We start from the raw sequence: 20011 nt of genomic DNA, 5'->3' as shown, positions 1-20011 counted from the left end.
AAAAAATTACGGCGCATCCAGGATGCGCCGTAAGAGAATTGTAACCGTAATTATTTTTCGCGAACGTCGAATTCGACTTGCCATTTCTGACCGCCGTCGGTCGGAATGGCTTCCAGGCACAGCGTACCCAGTTCGGTGACGCGCGATGCCAGACGGACCGGGACGACTTCACCGGCAGAGCGGCCTTCCGACACCGGTAGCGTGACCTGAATGGCCGGTAGCTCTTCCAGCTCTTCCGGTTGCCACCAATCCAGATGGGTCCCGGCTGGATCATCACGGCGAACGGTTGAGCCGAAGAATTTGAACTGAACCGGCTGACCAATCACCAGCCCGAATTCGCGGCTTGGCACCTCGGCGTGGGTCCCTTCTTCCATGCCGAACGGCGCTACACACAGGGCTTCGAGCGGTGGCTCCATGCCCGGGATCGCCGGCATGGCGCTTTCGATACCCACATAGTAGCTGCTGGCAATACCGCCGCGGATCCGAACGCCTTTGCCCTGGCGCACGGAGCCATAGTAGGAGGCACCGCTGGCCACGGCCAGATCCAGATCCAGGCCTTCCAGCAGTTTGGCAGCGTCGCTGCCGCCGGTCGCCAGCCAGCTGTTGATAATCGACAGCAGGCGATCAGACAGGAGCTGAGACTTCAGCACACCGCCGTTGAACAGCACAGCGGTCGGGCGGATAAAGCCTTCATGCAGCTGGTCGTATTTCTCAAACAGCTCATCGACCGCCGCAGATTGACGGCTCAGGAAGCCGGCCACGTGGCGAGTGATGGCGGCATCCTGCGCATACGGCAGACCCATTTGGGTCAGAGCGCCGCGCTGCATTTCGACCGGATGTTCTTCAATCGCATTCCGTGGGAAGAAACCTTCCACCAGGGTTTGCTGCACTTCTTCCTGAGTCAGTTCGGTTTGCAGTGTACCGCCCAGCAGTTTCGAGCCCCGGCTCGGCACGACAATCGGCATCGCCTGAAGCGTCGCATCGCTCAGTAGCGCTTCTTTGGCATCTCGGCAGGCATGGGTGATCGCCTGGATCTGCCACGGTTGCAGTTGTTTGCCTTCCTGAGCCAGCTTCGCTTTCAGGCGATAGGCCAGCGCCAGATCCATGTTGTCGCCACCAAGCAGGATGTGATCGCCGACGGCAACGCGGTTCAGTACCAGATTGCCTTCTTCTTCAGTCACCGCGACCAGAGACAAGTCTGTGGTGCCGCCGCCGATATCGACGACCAGAATCACATCGCCGACCGAGACCTGATCACGCCAGCTTTCTTCATTGTTTTTCAGCCAGCTGTAAACCGCAGCCTGCGGCTCTTCCAGCAGTGTCATGTGTTTGAAGCCGACATTGCGCGCAGCTTCAGCGGTCAGATCGCGGGCTGCCGGGTCAAACGAGGCCGGGACCGTGATGGTCACATCCTGATCAAACAGCGGGGTGTCCGGATGCTGGTGGTTCCAAGCTGCTGCCAGATGGGCCAGATACTGTTGCGTCGCGTCCAGCGGCGAGGCTTTGGTCACTTCTTCCGGGCTGTTGAGCGGCAGGAAGGCATCCCGGCGATTGACGCCGCCATGGCACAACCAGCTTTTGGCACTGGCAATCAGGCGGATTGGGGTTTTGCTGCCCAGCGTTCGGGCCATCGCACCGACAATTGCGTTTGGCTGCGCACTCCAGGGTAGGGCAGTGTCACCTTCAGCCAGCTCAGACTCATGGGCCTGATACATAAACGACGGTAACTGGGATTTTTCTTCCACATTCCCTGGTGTCGTCAACTGGGCAATCGGCATGACATTGACCGATGCCGTTTCTTCTTGCAGGTCGACATACGACAGGACACAGTGAGTGGTCCCTAAGTCGATGCCAACGCTATAGCGATGTGCTTGTGTCTCTTGCATTACAGTTCTACCTCAGCGGCGGCAACAATACGTGCATCATGACCGTCTGCCAGTTTCGGCAGTTTCACTTCTGTCACTTTCCAGCCGCGGTGGATCAGGGTGCCGGTAAACGGCGCTTCGCCCACCACATTGCCGGTCAGGCGCACTTCAGATGCATTGAAGCCTTCCGGTAGGGTGATGCGGGTTTCTTCGTCTTCAGCGCGAACCGGTGAAAAGCTGAAATAGTCTTTCAGAACTTTCTGGCCGCCTTCGTGGATCACGCGGGCTGCTGCACCGATTTCCGCATCTGAAAAGCCTTTCAGATCTTCTTGCATGAAATCGATAAAGCGTGCTTCTTGTTGCAACAGGGAAAGCAGTTGAAGCGCAGCGTCCGGTGTCGCGGTTTTTAGTTTTGGTTCAACTTCAACAATTTTTTCGACAACTTTTTCAACTTCAACGATTTTCTCGACAGGTTTTTCAACCTCAACGATTTTTTCTACTTCGACTTCTTTTTCGACAATTTTCTCAACTTCTACCGGTTTCCCTTTTTTGGCGATATACATTACCAGCAGGACCAAGACTAAGCCGCCGAGCCAGGCGTGCCCCATATCGATGGTTGTCGGCATTGCCGATAAATCCACAGTCATTTTAGAAAAATCAAAAGCCATATCCGTCTTCTCGTTACAGTGAAAATCGATTCACTATGAATAATTTGGGTCGAATACTACCATACTCAACCTGCATTACATCTAAGCCAGGCATGTTTTTGTTGCAATTTAAGGTGAGAAATGCTGCCTTAGATTAATTTGCAACCAATCAAAGGTTTGACACTTCTCTGTCATTCTAGACCAGTCCGTATGCTATTGATTGTGTGCCCACGCTTTTCTTTCAGTCATCGTCGCCGGCGAGGCTGGGGTCTTGCTGCTCTTATCCGCGTGTGAATGCGGCTTAAGGGTAGTCCAGCACCGATTTGATTTCCGTCAGATTGTCATCAATCCACTGCTTGTTGATTGCGCCCCAGTCACTGATGCGATAGTGGCCGATGCGATTGCGCTCGCCCTGGGTCTGGACAAAGGTGCAAGTGATATCCAGGTCGGCCAGGCTTTTGATGGTGTCTTGCGCGGTGCGCCGCGGCATGCCGGTGTATTCCAGGATCCCGGGCACGGTGTCGATACCGTGTTCGATTAAGTGGGCAATATAAAGGCGGCGATAAAAACTGGTTTTGGTTTTACTGATACTCATAGCCTTCAACTTCAATCCTTTGTAGGTGGCTGATTTCATGGCTGAGAGTATCATTAAAGCCGGGTCGGTGATACCGGCGAACGATTGTGATCTGCGCAGGTTGGCTGCCGGATTTGCTTCAGCCGCCGCCTGCTGCGGGAATGTGCAGCTCAATCCCCCCTCTTTCTGGGTATCCCATCGGTTCACGCTAACAATTTGTCAAAAGCTGACTACAGTTATCGTATCTCAATGACTCGGATTGGACCGATGGCAGACAACACCCGACGTCGCGCTGAGCTCAGAGCTTTCCTGTTTATTACCGTGATCCTGTTTCCCATTCTGGCAGTCGCGGTCGTGGGGGGATACGGCTTTCTGGTGTGGTTTCTCCAGGTATTGACTGGCTAGCCGGCCACCTTGAGATCTGCCGGGACGCGCAGGTAGAGAGGTCAAGATGAAATGTTCTCGCCGTAAGTTTATCAAGGCGCAGGCCGCCGCCGCTGCGGCCGCCGCCGCCGGGATCACGCTTCCGCTCAGTGCCAGTAATGTGGTCACGGACGCATCGATGACACGCCTCAAGTGGCAAAAGGCTCCCTGCCGGTTTTGCGGTACAGGGTGCTCGGTGAATGTCGGGATCAAAGGGAACCATGTGGTTGCGACACACGGGGATATCAAGTCACCGGTGAACCGCGGCCTGAATTGCGTGAAAGGGTATTTTCTTTCCAAAATCATGTATGGCGCCGACCGCCTGACCCAGCCACTGCTTCGCATGAAAGACGGCAAGTACAACAAGCAAGGCGAATTCTCCCCGGTGTCCTGGGATCAGGCGTTTGATCTGATGGCGGAGAAGTGGAAAGCGACGCTCAACGCTAAGGGTCCCGAAGCCATCGGAATGTTCGGCTCCGGCCAGTGGACGGTTTACGAAGGGTACGCCGCCTCCAAGTTGATGAAAGGCGGCTTCCGATCCAACAACATCGAACCCAATGCCCGCCATTGTATGGCCTCAGCGGTCGTCGGCTTTATCCGCACTTTCGGTATCGATGAACCGATGGGCTGCTATGACGATATTGAAGCGGCGGATGCGTTTGTGTTATGGGGCTCTAATATGGCGGAAATGCACCCCATTCTGTGGACCCGGGTGACCGATCGCCGGTTATCAAATCCGGCTGTGAAAGTGGCGGTGCTGTCGACGTTTGAACATCGCAGTTTCGAACTGGCGGATGTGCCGGTGGTGTTTCATCCCCAGACGGATCTGGCGATCCTGAATTTTATTGCCAACTACATCATCACCAATGACAAAGTAAACCAGGACTTTGTTGGTAAGCATGTCAACTTTCGCCGCGGGGCGACCGATATCGGCTATGGCTTGCGACCGGAGCATCCGCTTCAGCAGCAGGCGAAAAACCCCGACAGCGGCGCGTCAGAGCCGATGACGTTCGAAGAATTTAAAGCGTTTGTCGCCGAATACACCTTGGAGAAAACCGCGGAAATGACCGGTGCGTCACCGGAGCGGCTCACCGAGCTGGCCGAGTTGTACGCCAATCCACAGACCAAAGTGGTTTCATTCTGGACCATGGGGTTCAATCAGCATACCCGCGGCGTGTGGTGTAACAATCTGATTTATAACATTCATCTGCTGACCGGGAAAATATCCACCCCGGGCAACAGTCCGTTCTCCCTGACCGGACAGCCGTCAGCGTGCGGCACAGCGCGGGAAGTCGGCACGTTTGCCCACCGGCTACCGGCTGATTTAGTGGTGACCAATCCTGAACATCGTCAGACTGCGGAAAAAATCTGGAAGCTGCCGTCCGGGATCATTCCGGAAAAAATCGGCGCTCATGCCGTGCTCCAAAGTCGGATGCTGCGTGATGGGGACATCAACGTTTACTGGATTCAGGTAAACAATAACCTTCAGGCAGGGGCGAATATGAACGAGGAAACTCTGCCGGGCTACCGTAATCCCGATAACTTCATCGTGGTATCAGATGCCTATCCGACGGTGACGGCACAGGCCGCCGATTTGATTCTGCCGTCAGCAATGTGGGTTGAGAAAGAAGGCGCGTACGGCAATGCGGAGCGCCGGACCCAGCTCTGGCATCAGATGGTCAAAGCGCCGGGCGAAGCCAAATCGGATCTGTGGCAACTGATGGAGTTCTCCAAACGCTTTAAAACCGATGAAGTCTGGCCGGAAGAGATCCTCAAAGCCAATCCGGACTACCGGGACAAAACCCTGTTTGATGTGCTGTATCTGAACGGCAAGGTGAATCAGTTTCCGTCGTCTGAGCTGGAAGAAGGCATGCTCAATGACGAAGTGGCTGATTACGGTTTCTACGTCCAGAAAGGGTTGTTTGAAGAGTATGCCGAATTTGGCCGGGGTCATGGCCATGATTTGGCGCCGTTTGAAATGTATCACCAGACCCGGGGCTTACGCTGGCCGGTGGTCGATGGTCAGGAAACCCTGTGGCGGTATCGGGAGGGCTCGGATCCGTATGTGAAACCGGGGACCGGGTTTGAGTTTTACGGCAAACCGGATGGTAAAGCCGTGATTTTCGCCCTGCCATATGAGCCACCGGCGGAAAGTCCGGATGAAGAGTATGACTTGTGGCTGGTGACGGGGCGGGTGCTTGAGCACTGGCACTCGGGCTCGATGACGCAGCGAGTGCCGGAGTTGTATCAGGCGTATCCTGATGCGCAGGTGTTTCTGCATCCTGAAGAAGCGCGGGCGCGCGGGCTCCGACGCGGGGATGCGGTGCGGGTGATTTCCCGCCGGGGCGAAATCGTCACGCGGGTCGAAACCCGGGGACGAAATAAACCGCCGCGAGGGCTGGTGTTTGTGCCTTGGTTCGATGCCAGCCAATTGATCAACAAAGTGACCCTGGATGCGACCGATCCGCTGTCGAAGCAAACCGACTTTAAAAAATGCGCGGTCAAGTTGGAGAAAGTGTAGGAGATGCGTGATGAAGCGATTGTTCTCAATACTGCGCCGTTCAACCACGGTTGATCGGGCGATTCTCGCAGCGCTGGCCTTGGTATTTGTCTGTCCGGGGGCAACGGCAGTGACGGATCGGGATCTGGCCACGTTGCGTCAGTTTGACCTGAATACCGAACCCGAACCACCGCGGATGAGCCAGCCGCTGAATACGGATGTGATCCCGGGGCGCAATTATCCGATGCAGCCCCCCTTGATCCCCCACAAGATCGACAATTACCAGGTCGACTTGAAGGTCAACAAATGCATGGCCTGCCATGCCCGCAGTCGGGTCGAAGAAACCCAGGCCCGGATGATCAGTGTGACGCACTATATGGATCGGGACGGGAACTTTCTGGCCGAGCTGTCACCCCGTCGGTATTTCTGTCAGCAGTGCCATGTGGTGCAAACCAATGCCAAGCCGCTGGTGGCTTCTCAATTCACCGATCTTGATACCTTGATTGATCAAGAAGAGTGAGGAGGCGTCGTGATGTGGAATTGGATCAAAAGGTGGTGGGCGCTGGTTACATCACCGTCCAAGTACTTCAGTCTGGGCTTTTTGACCTTGGGCGGGTTTATTGCCGGGATCATTTTCTGGGGGGCCTTCAATACCGGGATGGAGCTGACCAATACCGAACCCTTCTGTGTCAGTTGCCACCGCGATAATGTGTATCAGGAGATCCAGGGTACGATCCATTTTACCAATCGGACCGGGGTGCGGGCGATTTGCTCTGACTGTCACGTGCCCCATGACTGGACCGATAAAATGGCGCGCAAAATGCAGGCGTCCAAAGAGGTCTATGCCTGGGTCACCGGCGCGATTTCGACACTGGATAAGTTCAATGCCCTGCGACGGGAAATGGCGGAGCGTGAGTGGGCCCGGATGAAAAAAAATGACTCCTTGGAGTGCCGGAACTGCCACGAATTTGTGTATATGGATTTCACCCGGCAATCTCAGCGGGCTTCCAACCAGCATTCAACGGCATTGGCCGACGGCAGTAAAACCTGTATTGATTGCCATAAGGGGATCGCCCACCGGTTGCCGGAGATGCACGGCATCGAAGGATTCTAATCAGCAGCCCTTGATGATGAAGGGCTTCTTCTCGACTGCCGTGGTAATCACCCGGCGTCCATCGTCTGCTTTTCGTACGAGCAGCTTGCACGGAGCTGAACAGGCGTCATTCCGGTGAACCCTTTCTTGCAGAAATTCCTCTCTGTCAATAGAATACGATGTTCGATACAAACATCGCCTTCCTCTCGATACCATGACGAAGCCACAATAATAACCATGGGATTTGAATTTCTGATATGAGTAAGTTTCCAACACCAACGTTTAAAACAGCGTTTCTCCATCCTCGCTATTGGTTAACGCTGCTCCTGGTTGGTGTGATGTACCTGATCAGTTGGTTGCCGTACTTCATTCAGTTTCGCCTCGGACAAGGGCTGGGCCGTTTGGCGATGAAAGTGATCAAGAAACGCGGGAAAACCATTGCCCGAAATCTGGAGCTGTGTTTTCCGGAGATGCCGCAGGCCGAGCGGGACGCCATTGCGCGCAAGAACGTCGACAATACTGGCCTGGCGATGTTTGAAACCGGGATGGCCTGGTTCTGGCCCGATATTCGGGTGAAGCGTCATGTCCGCTATGAAGGCTTCGAGCACCTGGAAGCATTGGAGAAACAGGGCAAAGGGGCGTTGATGATCGCCGTACATTCATTGAATCTGGAGCTGGGTGCCCGGGCATTTGGTTTGAAGGCACCGGGCGTGGGCGTCTATCGCCCGAACAATAATCCTTGCTTTGATTATTTTCAGTTTAAGGGCCGGGTGCGTTCGAACAATTACATGGTCGATCGCAAAGATGTCAAAGGCATGCTGCGTGCGCTGCGACACGGCGAGCGGGTCTGGTACGCGCCGGATCATGACTATGGTCGTCGCCGATCCACATTTGCTCCGCTGTTTGCGGTGGAAAAGGCCTGTACGACCACCGGCACCAGCTTGCTGGCCGATGCTTCTGACTGTGCTGTGGTGCCTTTTGCGATGGTAAGAAATACCGACTCCGGCCAGTATACGCTGAAGGTTTTCCCGCCGCTGGATGCGTTCCCGCATAACGATCCGGATGCCGCTGCGGCGTACGTAAACAAAGCGCTTGAGCGCTCGATTATGGAAGCGCCGGAGCAATACATGTGGTTGCACCGTCGGTTTAAGACCCGGCCGGAAGGCGAGCCGTCATTGTATTAATTTGAGATACACGGTAAGTGCCGCTGGACTCAAAGTGAACAAGGGCAGAGAGTAATCTCTGCCCTTGTTGTTTCTGTAACCGTCAGACATGGAAGCGGGGGGAAGTTTATTCCGGTGCGACCAGCTTCCCCTGCTGATAATCTGAGATCGCCTGTTCGATTTCATCCATGCTGTTCATCACAAACGGACCGTAATGCACGACCGGTTCGTGGATCGGCATGCCGGAAAGCAGCAGCAGCCCGGTTTGCTCACCGATCGCATCAATCGCCAGCCCTTCGCCATGGTCGAGGATCACCAGCTCACCCGCCTTGGCCGTGCTTCCCTCAATGTCGATTGCTCCTTGGTAGACATAAAGCAATGCCTGGAAATCCGGATTCAGGCAACTGGTAAAGTGCGCCCCTTTTCCTGCCTGCCAGTTGGCAATGGTGGTCGGAACCCCGGTTTGCTGCAACGGGCCGATCAGGGTATCACCCTTAATCGTCAGATCCCCGGCGATCACTCGGATCAGGCTGTTGTCGGCAAGCACTTTTTCGGTGATCACGTCGGATTGAAAATCGTGATACTGCGCCGGCTGCATTTTCTTCGCTGCCGGCAGGTTGATCCAGATTTGGAACCCGTGCAGCTTGCCCTCGGTCATGATCGGCATTTCGCTGTGGATCACCCCACGCCCGGCAGACATCCACTGGGCACCACCGTCCCGTAACTCCCCGGTATTCCCCATATGATCCCGGTGCTGGAAGTGACCGCTGAGCATGTAGGTCAGGGTTTCGATCCCCCGGTGCGGGTGCGGTGGAAAGCCGCCGATATAATCGTCCGGATGGTCGGATTTCAGTTCATCAACCATCAGAAAAGGAGAGAGCCGGGCATCGTTAAAGCCGTGGACCCGCTGAATTTTAACGCCATCACCATCTGCTGAAGGATGGGAAGCAATGATCTGTTTGATACGTCTGATAGCCATAAGTCCTCCGATGTTTCATTGCTGATAGTGTAGGCGGGCAAATGCAGGCGGAACAGCGCACTGGGATGAACAGGTTGTTAGAAAAAACTGAACAAGTCCTGTTTCGTACAGGGAAAATCACGTTGGTTCATCGCGTATAACAAGCCAGCGATGCTGGTTCAGGATGATTGCAGGCGCTGCCAGGCTTCGCAGACCTGGCGGAAGGTGTCGGCATCGCCGTTGGGCCGGTCGGGATGCCAGCGCAGGGCCAGTTTACGCCACTGGCGGCGGATTTGAGTGGGGGAGGCATCTTCCGGCAGGTCGAGCCGGGCTAAATCCTGGGTTCTTGTGGTGTCCGGGAGTGGCGTCGTATGGCCGATATAGCGCTGGTAGCGGCTCCAGAAGGAAGACAGCAGTCGCTTCACTGCCGCGGCATCGGTGTGGTAATTGTGCCAGTCGAGATAGTAACGCCGCAGGGGATCATGCGGATCAAGCGCATGACCGGGTTCAGGATGCTCCAGCAGTTGAATGTCCATCGCCTGAACCTGCAACCATTGCGATGGCAGTAGCAGTGCTTGCAGCTGGTACAAGGCATTCATCAGCAGGAAATTGCGTTTAAACAGATCCTGCTCAGGATTGTCATCCAAAGACTTCAGGAGATCCTGTTTTTTGAGGGCATCGGACAGCGTGTGGATTTTCCAGCCGCAGGGTTTAGCATTCAGCAGGGTAAGGATCGGCCAGATCAGCGGGTTGTCGTATTCCGGTTCAGCGTTGAGATCCATAAGGGTTCCTGCGTAAGGGGCTGTGCGTATAAGCGTCTGCGTAAAGGCGTCTGCGCGAAGATATTCTGCGTCGTGCGTTGATGAAAGCCTAACAGAAGAGGGCGGGGCAGTGTCAACTCCCGGGGATATTGTGCCGGTGAAAGCGAGGGTCATCATCGGGGATGAAGATGAATCAGTAGTGAACTCGGTTAGTGCTGCAATTGAGTTCCAATAGTGGCCGGCTGAACCACGAAAACAGCGTGGTGAGTTTCGCCGGCCATCACTACAGGAAATGACCCTGTGACTAAATTGGTTTATTCAATTGTCACGCCGTAGTATTTCTGAACACACTTGGCGTAATCCCCTTGTTTGAGCGTGGTGTGGGCAGTCTGGTAGCCCGACTCGATTCGGCAGGCGAAGCTGGCACCGCCCGGATTGTCTTTGTAGTAGCCCCAGTCATTTTCCCAGTACAAACCAAAGCTGTTGTCGCTGGTTTTCTTGAACGGTTTCATGCCGGCACAGCCGAGCTGTTCATCTGCCGGGATTGGAACGCCCAGTGCCGCCGCGTGGCCGCGATAGTATTTGATGCGGTTGACGGACTGTGGCTTTTCAGTGTCCAGGGTACATTCGATGCCGCCGTTAATGATCATCGTCGTCACGCCGAAGCCCGACGTGCGCTTCTCGGTAATATCGGTCGCAGTGGGTTGCCAGGTGCCGTCGATCACATGCAGCATTGAAGGTTTCGGCGGCTGCGGATAGACAAAGAAGAACACTGCGGAAGCCAGATTCAGCCAGGTGCTGGCGACTTGATCCGGGTTGTTCAGCAGTACACGGACGTCATTGAAGATAAAGTCCGAAAACGGTCCGTAGTTGTAGTGATAGGAGAGTTGTTTGGCACCGCGGCCAAAGTACTTCACATAATGACCGTCCGGTGTGGTGCCACAGGGCCATTGTTCGGTTTGCCAGTTGGTGGCGGCACATTCGCTGTTGTAGCCACAGGAGCCGACATCGTCCGAACAGCCGGCTTCGCGGACAAAGTACAGCCCCTGACGCCACTCTTCATTGGGTGAGTGCGGATTGTGAGCCCCGGTTTCCTGGGTAAAGTGCGCAAACATCACGGCCAAAGACTTGGCACAGATGGCATCTGATGCTGCCGCTCTGTGGTCGGTATAGGTGGCGCAGAATCCTTCAAACTTGCCGACTGCTTTCAGGAAGTTGGTATAGGTGTAGGCGGCGTTTCGTTCCGGAAACCGGTGATCCCACTGCTGCTCACTGACGAGGGATTCCACCCGCTTGACGTTGTCCGGGTTGCTGGCTGCGCCCGGGACAATGGTATCCACAAGGGCGTTGCTCCGGGTTTTGATGGAGGCGCGTACCGCGTCAAATTGCGGCGAGCTGGTCAGTGTCGCTTCTTTGGCATCCAGAAACGCTTTGCTCATGATATAGCTGCCATCGGGGTTCTGGCCGATAATGCCGTTGTCTGGGGTGCCGGGATCCGGATCAGGTCCTGGACCGGGATCGGCTGTAATGTGTTGCCAGACCCCGGTGCTATTGGGTGCATCCGGTGCTTCGCCCTGGGTCCACCATTTGGCTTCATAAACCTGACCGTTGTAGGACACCCGATCGCCGTTGACATAAATCTGACTCGCTTGATAGGCCGGATAGCTGGTGGCCAGTGTTGCCTGCGGCTGTTCGCTGCGCTCGCCCAGCCACTGCCAGCTATCACTTTCGGCGCCGGGTGCCGGGATAATGTTTTGTACCGGCTGACGGGCTTCATAGAGGTGGCCCTGGTAGAGAACCTGATCGCCGCTCTGATAGACGGCATCCGGATTATAGTTAGGATAGGTCGCCGACGCGCCCGTTGACAGGAATAACGTTCCGGAGATGATCCCGCCCAGCAGAACCATACTGCGTTTGCGAAGGGCCTTGCCGCGTTTGTGATGTATTATTTTTTTCATTCTTCCACCATCGTTATTGGAGTTGACTAAAGCGGTTTTGCTTCAGGGATTAACGATAGGAAGAGATTGAGAACGCTGGCGGCATGAAATAGTGAGTTTGCGAGTCAATTCAACATTATCTTCCAGTGTGAGCGGATGGTGTTGTCTTGAGTGTGATATCGGCCGGAAATGGATATCGGGGATCCGCATCGCTGGTCGGGCGACTCGCGATGCGGAAAGGTTGATTGGATGTTGCGCTTAGCCGATGATTGACAGCGTAAATTTGCCCGGGTTACGGCTGCTGATTGATTTGAGAATTCTACCGTCCATCTGCATATTGGCAAACCAGTAGGGCGCGTGGTCATGGCTGAAGGCTTTACTTTTGCTCATCATGTCATAAATCGTAAAGACCCGGCCCTGGCCCAGCGCAGCGCCGTGCAGCCCCCGCTCGTAAATCGGCACATCATTGATGTCTTCTTCCAGCGCATTCTTGAGGTGCAGGGTGCGTGGCGTCCACTCAATATAATCGATAATCTTCTGGGTCAGTTTCTTTTCCCACTTCGCCAGCACTTCGGGCAGGAACTCCATTGAATGGGTAATTTCAGCACAGGCAAAGTAATCTTCCCGGCGCTCTTGCTCCCGCAGCTCCATCATGACCCTCTCCAGGGCAATATCGAAACAGTTGGTGAAATGGTTACAAATCGTAAACTGGCCAATGCTACGGACAATTCCGAGGAAGATACCTTCGTCCGGCTCCCGGTAGTTCACATCGCTCAATCGCATGCGGGTTGCATTTGCCAGCATGATGCTGTGTTGCCACATCTTCGGCGCCATCAGCTTGGTGTTCTTGTCAGCCCATTTCAGCAGGGGTTTGGCCATCAGGATCGGATATAACATCCGGCAGTTGTCGATGCCCAGAAACCCAATGGCTGTTTTCGGATCTGAAATTTTCCGTGGTGCTTTGCCCATTTGTCGACAGAACTTCGGTTCGTTGACCAAATCCAGGAGATTCACCCCGAGGGAGTGGTACAGGATCGCCAACGAGCCCAGCTTCTGGAAATTCAGGGTCGGGGAATAGGCAAAAGATGCGAAATCACCGAACCCTTCATGGACACTGAGCAGGCGGGTAATATCCGTCTGCTGGAATCGGGTTTCCATGACTTTACTGGCGGCATGTTGCACCAGCTCGACCAGACGTTTGTAGCGTTCTTGTCGGACCACGCTCTCTGCGCGTCGCTCAAGCACTTTATCGGTTTCACAGCTGAGTAACAGACGTTGATTGTTTGTCACCCGCTCTTCTTCATACAGAATGATGGTTTCGCAGAACTCGGTTTCCCGGCTTAAAAGGTGATCAACATCATCTTGGTTGACCAAATACTGTTGGCTCACCATCCATCTGGCATGGCGTTGCTGTACCTGTTGACTTATTTCTGATGCGGCAGCTTGCGCTTCTTTGGTGTAGCGCTTCTCAGAAAAAATCGACTCTACCACGAATTACCCCCTAACTTATGGTAAATCAACAAGTCTCGTAAGCCTGAGTCGGACATGACAGGCCTCTTCTACATATTCTTATTGGTAATAAAGGTCGTAGTTTATCACGTCGTAATTGTTTTAAATATCAGTAAAAACGGTCGTACATATTGGTCTGATCAGCAGACAGTCGGACGATGATTCGATTATTGGTATAGTGCGCCGGCTGTCTGCCGTTGTTACGGGTGTTGCTTTTGTGACTGGTTGTGCTTCTGCTTTAAGGATTAGTCGCGGAAGTTATCAAACTGGAACGGCTGATCCAGTTCTGCCTGGCGAACCAAGGCCATGACCGCTTGCAGGTCATCACGTTTTTTGCCGGTGACGCGAACTTTGTCACCCTGGATTGAAGCCTGAACCTTGATCTTGGAATCTTTGATCATTTTCACCAGTTTTTTCGCGGTGGCGGTTTCGATCCCTTGTTTGAAGGCAACATCGCACATGTTGAGTTTACCTGAGCGGGTTGTTGGCTTCTGATCAATGGAATCGGCATCGACATTACGCTTGGCGAGGTTGCCGCGCAAAATGGTCATCAGCTGATCGATCTGAAAGTCAGATTCTGAAACAACTTTGACGACTTCTTTTTCCAGTTTGAAGCTGGCATCGACGCCGCGAAAATCAAAACGAGTTTCCAGCTCACGGGAAGCGTTGTCGACGGCGTTGCGAACTTCTACAAAATCGACGTCAGAAATAATATCAAAAGAGGGCATGTCTCTGTCCTGGTTTAAAGATGAAATTGTTTTCGGTGATAATACCAATCGTAGTCAATCACTGGTCATCCTCGCTTGTTAAAACGCTCGATCACTGCGTTAGAATTTTTGATTGTAGAATAACTACTGATCGAAAAATTTTGCCTTGTTCTCAAACGTTTTCCTGCGCTATTTATGATCACTTACTGACTGTGATTGGTATAAATCCCAGCCGGATTTATCTTTGGCTCTCTGCTTTCTAAAAAGTAGCCCATGGATTGAATCCGGCAGCTATCAAGGGTGAAGAGGAGGGAGCCACCGAAACGCTCCGCGACCACCCCAACTGATTCTATATATAGCTTATTTTTGCGACTTTACTGCATTGGCCAGCATATCCAGCAGGGTCACTGTATCTTCCCAGCCAATGCAAGGATCGGTGATTGACTGGCCATAGGTCAACTGATCCAGGTGCGCCGGATCAACGGCCTGGTTGCCTTCGGTAATGAAACTCTCCGCCATAATGCCGGCGATGAACTGGCTGCCGTTTCGGATTTGCTCGCAAATATCTGCGGCGACATCCAGCTGGCGCTTGTGTTGTTTCTGGCAGTTCCCGTGGCTGAAATCCACCACCAAGCGGGTCGGCAGATCAAAGGCGGCCAGGGTTTCACAGGCTGACGCAATGTCTTCCGGATGATAGTTCGGCATTTTACCGCCGCGCAGAATCACATGGCCATACGGGTTGCCGGCGGTGCGGTAAATGGTCATCTCGCCGGTTTTGGCCGGGGAGCAGAATACGTGAGACTCGCGGGTCGCGCGGATCGCATCGACGGCAATTTTGATGTTGCCGTCGGTGCCGTTTTTGAAACCGACCGGGCAGGAGAGCGCTGAAGCCATTTCGCGGTGGATTTGCGATTCGGTGGTGCGGGCCCCGATGGCCCCCCAGGTGATCAGGTCGGCGATATACTGGCCGGTGATCATATCAAGAAATTCAGTCGCGGTCGGCACGCCCATCTGGTTGATATCGACCAGCAGTTTGCGGGCCTTGTGCAGGCCGCTGATCAGATCCAGGCTGCCGTCCAGGTGTGGGTCGGAGACCAGGCCTTTCCAGCCCACGACGGTGCGTGGTTTTTCGAAATAGGTGCGCATGACAATACACAGCTGATCCTGGTATTGCGCCTGAACAGCTTTCAGCCGACGGGCATAGTCCAGGGCTGCTTCCGGGTCGTGTACCGAGCAAGGGCCAACGATAACCAGGAGCCTGCTGTCCTGCGCGGAGAGAATCGCCTCAACCTGGCGGCGGGCGTTCGCGACATGGGCTGCGATATCATCGGTCAGCGGGGAAGCGGCTTCAACTTCTGCTGGTGTCGGCATTAAGCCGAGGCTCACCGTGCGGAGTTCATCTGTTTTCATTGGCATAATTCGTTGCCTATCTCGGTATATCAAAAAATAACGACGCGTTAAGATAGCCCAAATGACCTCAGGAATAAACCAAACTTGTGATATGGCTTAACTTTTTCTGCTGAATACCCGTCTGAATTAGTTGCAAAATTGTGTAGGCCAATGTCATCGGTCAAAACGGTGTTGCGTCGTTGTTGGTATAAGCTTAGACGGTGAAGTAGCATGGTTACCGGATGGCAAATGACACAAGGTACATGGCACCGTAACGGAAGGCAGGAAGCAGAGATGACAGGCAATTTACAATTCACACAGCTGTTACACGATCCGGCGCAACTGACGCAGTCAACCCTGCCGATTGGGTTGGTTTCCATGGACGATTTAATTCGTCGGTTGATTGGCATTCACCCGTATGCCATTGCTGAAACCATGCGTTTGCCGGAAGCGACCCAACAGGCTGTGCTGGCACGTGCCGGTGATGCCACCCCTGAGGAGTGGTTTGTCCATACGCTGGTCCAATTTCTGGTGCAGGCTGCGGCGCACAACGGCGAGTGTCCGTTACGGGTCCGTCTGAGTGGTGCGGATTCGCACAGCCGGCGTGGTTTGCTCGGCCATGAGCTGGAAGCGTCGGAGGTTAATCCGCTGATTGGATTACGGGGTGTGTCCCGTTTTGCCGATCCGACTCACCGCCCGAGCTTCGATTTGGAATGTGAAGCGGTGAAGTTGGCCCGGCAAACCGCAGGCGGCAAACGCATTGAGCTGGTGCTCCCTTTTGTCCGGACCTACAGCGAAGCGGCCACGATGATCGATTTGCTGGCCGAGCAGGGGTTGTGTCGTGGTGTTCAGGGGCTGAAGGTCCATCTGATGTGTGAGTTGCCAGCTAATGCCTTGCTGGCCGAGAAGTTTCTGCCGTATTTCGACGGCATGCTGATCGATGTCGATCAGCTTGGGCAATTCGCTTTGGGGCTGGATCCGGCGCATCCGGCGCTGAATTATCTGCATGATGATCAGAACGAGGCGATCCTGAAACTGCTGCAGCATGCGATTCAGGCGGCAGTGGCCGTGGATAAACCGTGTGAAGTCATCAGCCACGCCATCGAGCAGTCACCCAAGCTGCAACAGTGGTTGCTCGAGCAGGGGATCCATGAGGTGATTTCCTACTAAGCTACTAAGCTACTAAGCTACTAAGCTACTAAGCTACTAAGCTACTAAGCTACTAAAGCAACTGAAGCGATTGAATCAAGAAAAGCCCCGTTCGCGGGGCATGTGTATTTCAGGCATGTGTATCTAAGGCATGTGTATCTAGAGTCGGCGAAGGTTCTGAGACGGCGCCGGTTCGAACCGCATGGGTTTAAGACGAGCAGCTGATTTCAAGTTCCTTGCCCCATTGCGGCGGCACGGCTGCAAAATGTGCGTAATCCGGGTGCTCCTCAAACGGGGCTGCCAGCACCTGCAGGAGTTGTTCAATCATCGTAAAGTCTCCCTGCTCCGCAGCGTCAATGGCTTGCTGGGCCAGATAGTTTCTCAGGATAAATTTCGGATTCGCCGCTTTCATCGCCGCCAGGCGCAGAGTGTCCGTCTGAGTTTCGTTATTCAGCCGGGCTGCGTACTGTGCCAGCCAAACAGACAGGGATTGGGTGCATCCGAAGAAAGATTCGAACTGGTGCGCGCTTTGCGCCAGCTCGGCCCGGGGGATCTCCGACAGAGTACGGAAAAACAGGGTATAGTCCGCCGCTTGGTGGGCCAGCAAGGCAAACATATCGCTGAATAGCTGGGAGTCCTGTGGCAGCTGTTCTTGCAGGCCGAGTTTGCTGCGCATCCGGATACTGTAATATTGCTGCAATTGTGGCTGATAGGTGTTGAGCGCTTCATCAATTAGCTCTTTATCAATCAGTGGCGACAGGGCATAGCCCAGCGCGGAAAGATTCCACAAGGCGATGGACGGCTGCTGATTAAAGGCGTAGCGGCCACTGTAATCGGAATGGTTGCAGATAAAGCCCGGCTGATAGTCATCGAGAAACCCGTAGGGACCATAATCGAAAGTCAGGCCCAGCACGGACATGTTGTCGGTATTCATCACCCCGTGTGCAAACCCCACCGCCTGCCAGTCGGCAATCATCTCGGCGGTCAGGCTGACAATTCGGTGGAACATGGCAGCATAGCGATCCGGCTGCGTGTGTTCTTGCAGACTTTCATCCGCCAGCAGGTCCGGAAAATGATGTTGGATCAGGTAGTCTGCCAACAGCTTCAGGTCGCCGTGCTTGTCGGTATAGAACAGGTACTCAAAGTGACCGAAGCGCAGGTGGCTTTCCGCCACCCGGATTAGGGTCGCACCGCGCTCGACTTTCTCCCGGTAGACCGGGGTGGTGCTGCTGAGAACCGCCAGGGCATGCGTGGTTCGGATCCCCAATCCATGCATCGCCGCGCTGGCGAGATATTCCCGAATACTGGAGCGCAATACCGCCCGTCCATCGCCTTGGCGCGAGTATGGGGTCATGCCGGCACCTTTGAGGTGGATATCCCACTTGTTGCCTTCGCTGGTTAACACTTCGCCCATCAGCAAACCGCGCCCGTCACCCAGCGCCGGGTTGTACTGGCCGAACTGGTGGCCGGTGTATTTCATCGCAATCGGGTCAAACCCGGCGAGTTCATCGTTGCCGGTAAACAGGTCGATGAAAAAATCGGTTTGTGCCTGAGCCGGATCCAGTTCCAACAGGGTGCAGATCTGCGGGTTCACACTGACCAGGAAAGGGTCGCTCAGCGGTTGGGGGGTGACCCGGGTACCGAAGTCGCTCGGTAATTCACTGTAAGTGTTATGGAAAACCAGTTCTGAAAGTGCGCGCATCAAGCTGACCTTAGCGAGTGAAGCAGGGAGTAGAAAGTCCGGTCAGGGTAGCAAGTTATCGGCCGCAAACAAGAGATAAAAAGTAGGGTTTTTCCGGTGTTCGGCTCAGTCGCTATCTTTTGTAAGCATAGCGACTTTAAAGCTTGAATGGACTCTGGCTTAGTCGATAGCCTCGATATCGACAATCTTGGATCGGTTGACGATGACTTTCCATCGTTGGATCCGCACCGTGTTGTCTTCGTCGGTTTCCCGGGTGATCAAATTGATCAGGTGGCGCTTTTCTACCGACTCTTTGGACACCTGACCTTCTTTCAGTTGGTATACCCGCTGCGAGCCTTTTTCCATCATCTTCGAGATCACTCGCAGATCCAGTTGCAGCGACTCGCGGCTCTGCTCGTAACCGGTCATAAACTTAGTGGTCGACATCCGGGTGGTGCTCTTGTAGTGCAGGATGGTTTCTTCCCGTTGCGAGACTTTGTGTTTACGCTTCTTTTTAATTTCTTCGTCCAGGACGTCATAGCTGGCGTACTCCAGCCACTCTAGCTGACGGCCGATCAGGCGGTTGGAGTTGGCATCGAAGAACTGTTTACGCCATTTCGGCTTCCCTTTGCGAACCCAGCGCCACAGAACGGTTTTCAGATCATCTTTAAACACTTCCCGCGCCGCGTAGATAAACGACAGCACCAGGATAAAGGACGCGGTAATATCGCCCAGCACCCCGCGCGCTTTAATCAGCATCAGGGTGACAAATATCATCACAAAGCCAGCCGCAAACCCGGTCACAATTTTTTTGGTATTTTGTCCCAGCGCCATGGTTTGTTCTTTCATGGTCACCGGGTATTCGATCAGACGGCGCAGCAGGCGCATCTTGTTCGACATCCGGGTCGGATCCTGGGTGGCCCGGCTGGAGTTGTAGTCATGTTTCAGGCGGTGCGCGGCCTCATTCTCGCAAATCTCGATCAGCAGCGACTTGATCTCCGGGTAGTCACTGCTGCGCGGCAGGTGTGCAATCAGCGCCAGGCAGCGTTGCTCGGTATACCAGGACAGGTAGTTATCGATATTTTCATAGTATTTGTGCAGCTTCTTGTCGCTGGGCACATTCCGGCGTAACCGTTTTAAGATCCGCAGAGCCAAATTGGCGACTTCACTGACTTCTTCCAACGTTCGTTCAAGCTTGTCATCCAGCAGCTGTTGGACGGTTTCTTCCAGCGCCAGTGCATACTGGTAAGCATACAAACTCAGGCTCAGGCGGTATTGTTCGGTCGAGAGTTTGCCCCGGCTGGCGAGCCGGCTGTGAACCAGCGGCAGATGGTTGACATCACTGTAATAGGTTCGCTTGCCGAGCAGGGCGGTGTGGTAAAACTCATCTTCGGAGAGAATGTTGGGGTTGAGTCCCAGTTCGCCGGGCACGAAAAGGTAGAGATCAAGCTGTCGATTGGTGGTTTCCTGGATGACGTGGGAGATTTTTATTTTATGGCCGTCTTTTTTCTCAACAGTGATCACTATGCTTTAAGACCTCGTCATGAATTTATGATGGAAAAGAGGATGATGCAGATTATCACTCACTTTTGACAGAAATGTCAGCGGCCGAGTGATTTTTCGTAAAATTAATCGTTTAATCTTATTGTATAACC

General features: G+C 54.0%; 17 protein-coding genes. 6 read left to right on the top strand and 11 right to left on the bottom strand.

Going from position 1 to position 20011, the window contains the following annotated elements; genetic code table 11:
• Positions 1-50 precede the first annotated feature (50 nt).
• The 3 genes from NH461_RS09290 to NH461_RS09280 form a co-directional block, all read right to left on the bottom strand.
• Positions 51-1886 (bottom strand): Hsp70 family protein, encoded by a 1836-nt coding sequence (locus NH461_RS09290; RefSeq protein WP_261600088.1) that lies wholly within the window; start codon positions 1884-1886, stop codon positions 51-53.
• Entirely contained in the window at positions 1886-2533 is a 648-nt protein-coding gene (locus tag NH461_RS09285) for a DUF2760 domain-containing protein (RefSeq protein ID WP_410000076.1), read from the bottom strand. Before NH461_RS09285 ends, NH461_RS09290 begins: the two co-directional genes overlap by 1 nt.
• 280 nt (positions 2534-2813) lie before the next feature.
• Positions 2814-3107 (bottom strand): winged helix-turn-helix domain-containing protein, encoded by a 294-nt coding sequence (locus tag NH461_RS09280; protein WP_261600087.1) that lies wholly within the window; start codon positions 3105-3107, stop codon positions 2814-2816.
• Between the two features lie 246 nt (positions 3108-3353).
• Here NH461_RS09280 and NH461_RS09275 point away from each other — a divergent pair, with 246 nt between their 5' ends.
• From NH461_RS09275 to lpxL, 5 genes are all read left to right on the top strand, one after another.
• Entirely contained in the window at positions 3354-3491 is a 138-nt protein-coding gene (locus NH461_RS09275) for a periplasmic nitrate reductase, NapE protein (protein WP_337736164.1), read from the top strand.
• Positions 3492-3537: 46 nt separating this feature from the next.
• Positions 3538-6030: a nitrate reductase catalytic subunit NapA gene (napA, locus tag NH461_RS09270; protein ID WP_261600085.1), complete on the top strand. Its 2493-nt coding sequence runs from the start codon at positions 3538-3540 to the stop codon at positions 6028-6030.
• 10 nt (positions 6031-6040) lie between these two features.
• Entirely contained in the window at positions 6041-6529 is a 489-nt protein-coding gene (locus NH461_RS09265; RefSeq protein WP_261600084.1) for a nitrate reductase cytochrome c-type subunit, read from the top strand.
• Positions 6530-6541: 12 nt separating this feature from the next.
• Positions 6542-7123: a NapC/NirT family cytochrome c gene (locus NH461_RS09260; RefSeq protein WP_261600083.1), complete on the top strand. Its 582-nt coding sequence runs from the start codon at positions 6542-6544 to the stop codon at positions 7121-7123.
• Between the two features lie 236 nt (positions 7124-7359).
• Positions 7360-8286: an LpxL/LpxP family Kdo(2)-lipid IV(A) lauroyl/palmitoleoyl acyltransferase gene (gene lpxL / locus NH461_RS09255; protein WP_261600082.1), complete on the top strand. Its 927-nt coding sequence runs from the start codon at positions 7360-7362 to the stop codon at positions 8284-8286.
• 106 nt (positions 8287-8392) lie between these two features.
• Here the strand turns inward: lpxL and NH461_RS09250 are convergent, their stop codons facing one another.
• The 6 genes from NH461_RS09250 to NH461_RS09220 form a co-directional block, all read right to left on the bottom strand.
• Positions 8393-9244 (bottom strand): pirin family protein, encoded by an 852-nt coding sequence (locus NH461_RS09250; RefSeq protein WP_261600081.1) that lies wholly within the window; start codon positions 9242-9244, stop codon positions 8393-8395.
• Positions 9245-9402: 158 nt separating this feature from the next.
• Positions 9403-10005, bottom strand: coding sequence for a DNA-J related domain-containing protein (locus NH461_RS09245; protein WP_261600080.1), 603 nt, complete (start codon positions 10003-10005; stop codon positions 9403-9405).
• A 293-nt stretch (positions 10006-10298) separates the two neighbouring features.
• Positions 10299-11942, bottom strand: a complete 1644-nt coding sequence (locus tag NH461_RS09240) for a glycoside hydrolase family 19 protein (RefSeq protein ID WP_315903219.1) — start codon at positions 11940-11942, stop codon at positions 10299-10301.
• Between the two features lie 237 nt (positions 11943-12179).
• Entirely contained in the window at positions 12180-13412 is a 1233-nt protein-coding gene (locus NH461_RS09230; protein ID WP_261600079.1) for an HDOD domain-containing protein, read from the bottom strand.
• Positions 13413-13675: 263 nt separating this feature from the next.
• Positions 13676-14158: a YajQ family cyclic di-GMP-binding protein gene (locus NH461_RS09225; protein ID WP_261600078.1), complete on the bottom strand. Its 483-nt coding sequence runs from the start codon at positions 14156-14158 to the stop codon at positions 13676-13678.
• Between the two features lie 339 nt (positions 14159-14497).
• On the bottom strand, positions 14498-15553 hold the full coding sequence (locus tag NH461_RS09220) for a 3-deoxy-7-phosphoheptulonate synthase (RefSeq protein WP_261600077.1): 1056 nt from the start codon (positions 15551-15553) through the stop codon (positions 14498-14500).
• A 267-nt stretch (positions 15554-15820) separates the two neighbouring features.
• On the opposite strand from NH461_RS09220, the gene NH461_RS09215 reads away from it, so the two are divergent.
• Positions 15821-16696 carry a putative PEP-binding protein gene (locus NH461_RS09215; RefSeq protein WP_261600076.1) on the top strand — a complete coding sequence of 292 codons (876 nt, stop codon included), beginning with the start codon at positions 15821-15823 and terminating at the stop codon, positions 16694-16696.
• A gap of 187 nt (positions 16697-16883) precedes the next feature.
• Here the strand turns inward: NH461_RS09215 and NH461_RS09210 are convergent, their stop codons facing one another.
• Positions 16884-18377 (bottom strand): protein adenylyltransferase SelO, encoded by a 1494-nt coding sequence (locus NH461_RS09210; protein ID WP_261600075.1) that lies wholly within the window; start codon positions 18375-18377, stop codon positions 16884-16886.
• 159 nt (positions 18378-18536) lie between these two features.
• Positions 18537-19880, bottom strand: a complete 1344-nt coding sequence (locus NH461_RS09205) for a hypothetical protein (protein WP_261600074.1) — start codon at positions 19878-19880, stop codon at positions 18537-18539.
• Positions 19881-20011: the final 131 nt, after the last annotated feature.

The organism is Photobacterium sp. TY1-4 (assembly GCF_025398175.1).
In the GTDB taxonomy this organism is placed as follows: domain Bacteria; phylum Pseudomonadota; class Gammaproteobacteria; order Enterobacterales; family Vibrionaceae; genus Photobacterium.
The sequence above is the reverse complement of the archived record's forward strand: the minus strand, read 5'-3'. Positions and strand labels throughout refer to the sequence as shown.

Bases quoted from the DNA above. Each gene is read 5' to 3' on its own strand.
- NH461_RS09215 (WP_261600076.1), top strand. From the start codon at position 15,821: ATGACAGGCAATTTACAATTCACACAGCTGTTACACGATCCGGCGCAA.
- NH461_RS09240 (WP_315903219.1), bottom strand. From the start codon at position 11,942: ATGAAAAAAATAATACATCACAAACGCGGCAAGGCCCTTCGCAAACGC.
- lpxL (WP_261600082.1), top strand. From the start codon at position 7,360: ATGAGTAAGTTTCCAACACCAACGTTTAAAACAGCGTTTCTCCATCCT.
- NH461_RS09275 (WP_337736164.1), top strand. From the start codon at position 3,354: ATGGCAGACAACACCCGACGTCGCGCTGAGCTCAGAGCTTTCCTGTTT.
- napA (WP_261600085.1), top strand. From the start codon at position 3,538: ATGAAATGTTCTCGCCGTAAGTTTATCAAGGCGCAGGCCGCCGCCGCT.
- NH461_RS09280 (WP_261600087.1), bottom strand. From the start codon at position 3,107: ATGAGTATCAGTAAAACCAAAACCAGTTTTTATCGCCGCCTTTATATT.
- NH461_RS09290 (WP_261600088.1), bottom strand. From the start codon at position 1,886: ATGCAAGAGACACAAGCACATCGCTATAGCGTTGGCATCGACTTAGGG.
- NH461_RS09225 (WP_261600078.1), bottom strand. From the start codon at position 14,158: ATGCCCTCTTTTGATATTATTTCTGACGTCGATTTTGTAGAAGTTCGC.
- NH461_RS09245 (WP_261600080.1), bottom strand. From the start codon at position 10,005: ATGGATCTCAACGCTGAACCGGAATACGACAACCCGCTGATCTGGCCG.
- NH461_RS09260 (WP_261600083.1), top strand. From the start codon at position 6,542: ATGTGGAATTGGATCAAAAGGTGGTGGGCGCTGGTTACATCACCGTCC.
- NH461_RS09210 (WP_261600075.1), bottom strand. From the start codon at position 18,377: ATGCGCGCACTTTCAGAACTGGTTTTCCATAACACTTACAGTGAATTA.
- NH461_RS09250 (WP_261600081.1), bottom strand. From the start codon at position 9,244: ATGGCTATCAGACGTATCAAACAGATCATTGCTTCCCATCCTTCAGCA.
- NH461_RS09285 (WP_410000076.1), bottom strand. From the start codon at position 2,533: ATGGCTTTTGATTTTTCTAAAATGACTGTGGATTTATCGGCAATGCCG.
- NH461_RS09265 (WP_261600084.1), top strand. From the start codon at position 6,041: ATGAAGCGATTGTTCTCAATACTGCGCCGTTCAACCACGGTTGATCGG.
- NH461_RS09220 (WP_261600077.1), bottom strand. From the start codon at position 15,553: ATGCCAATGAAAACAGATGAACTCCGCACGGTGAGCCTCGGCTTAATG.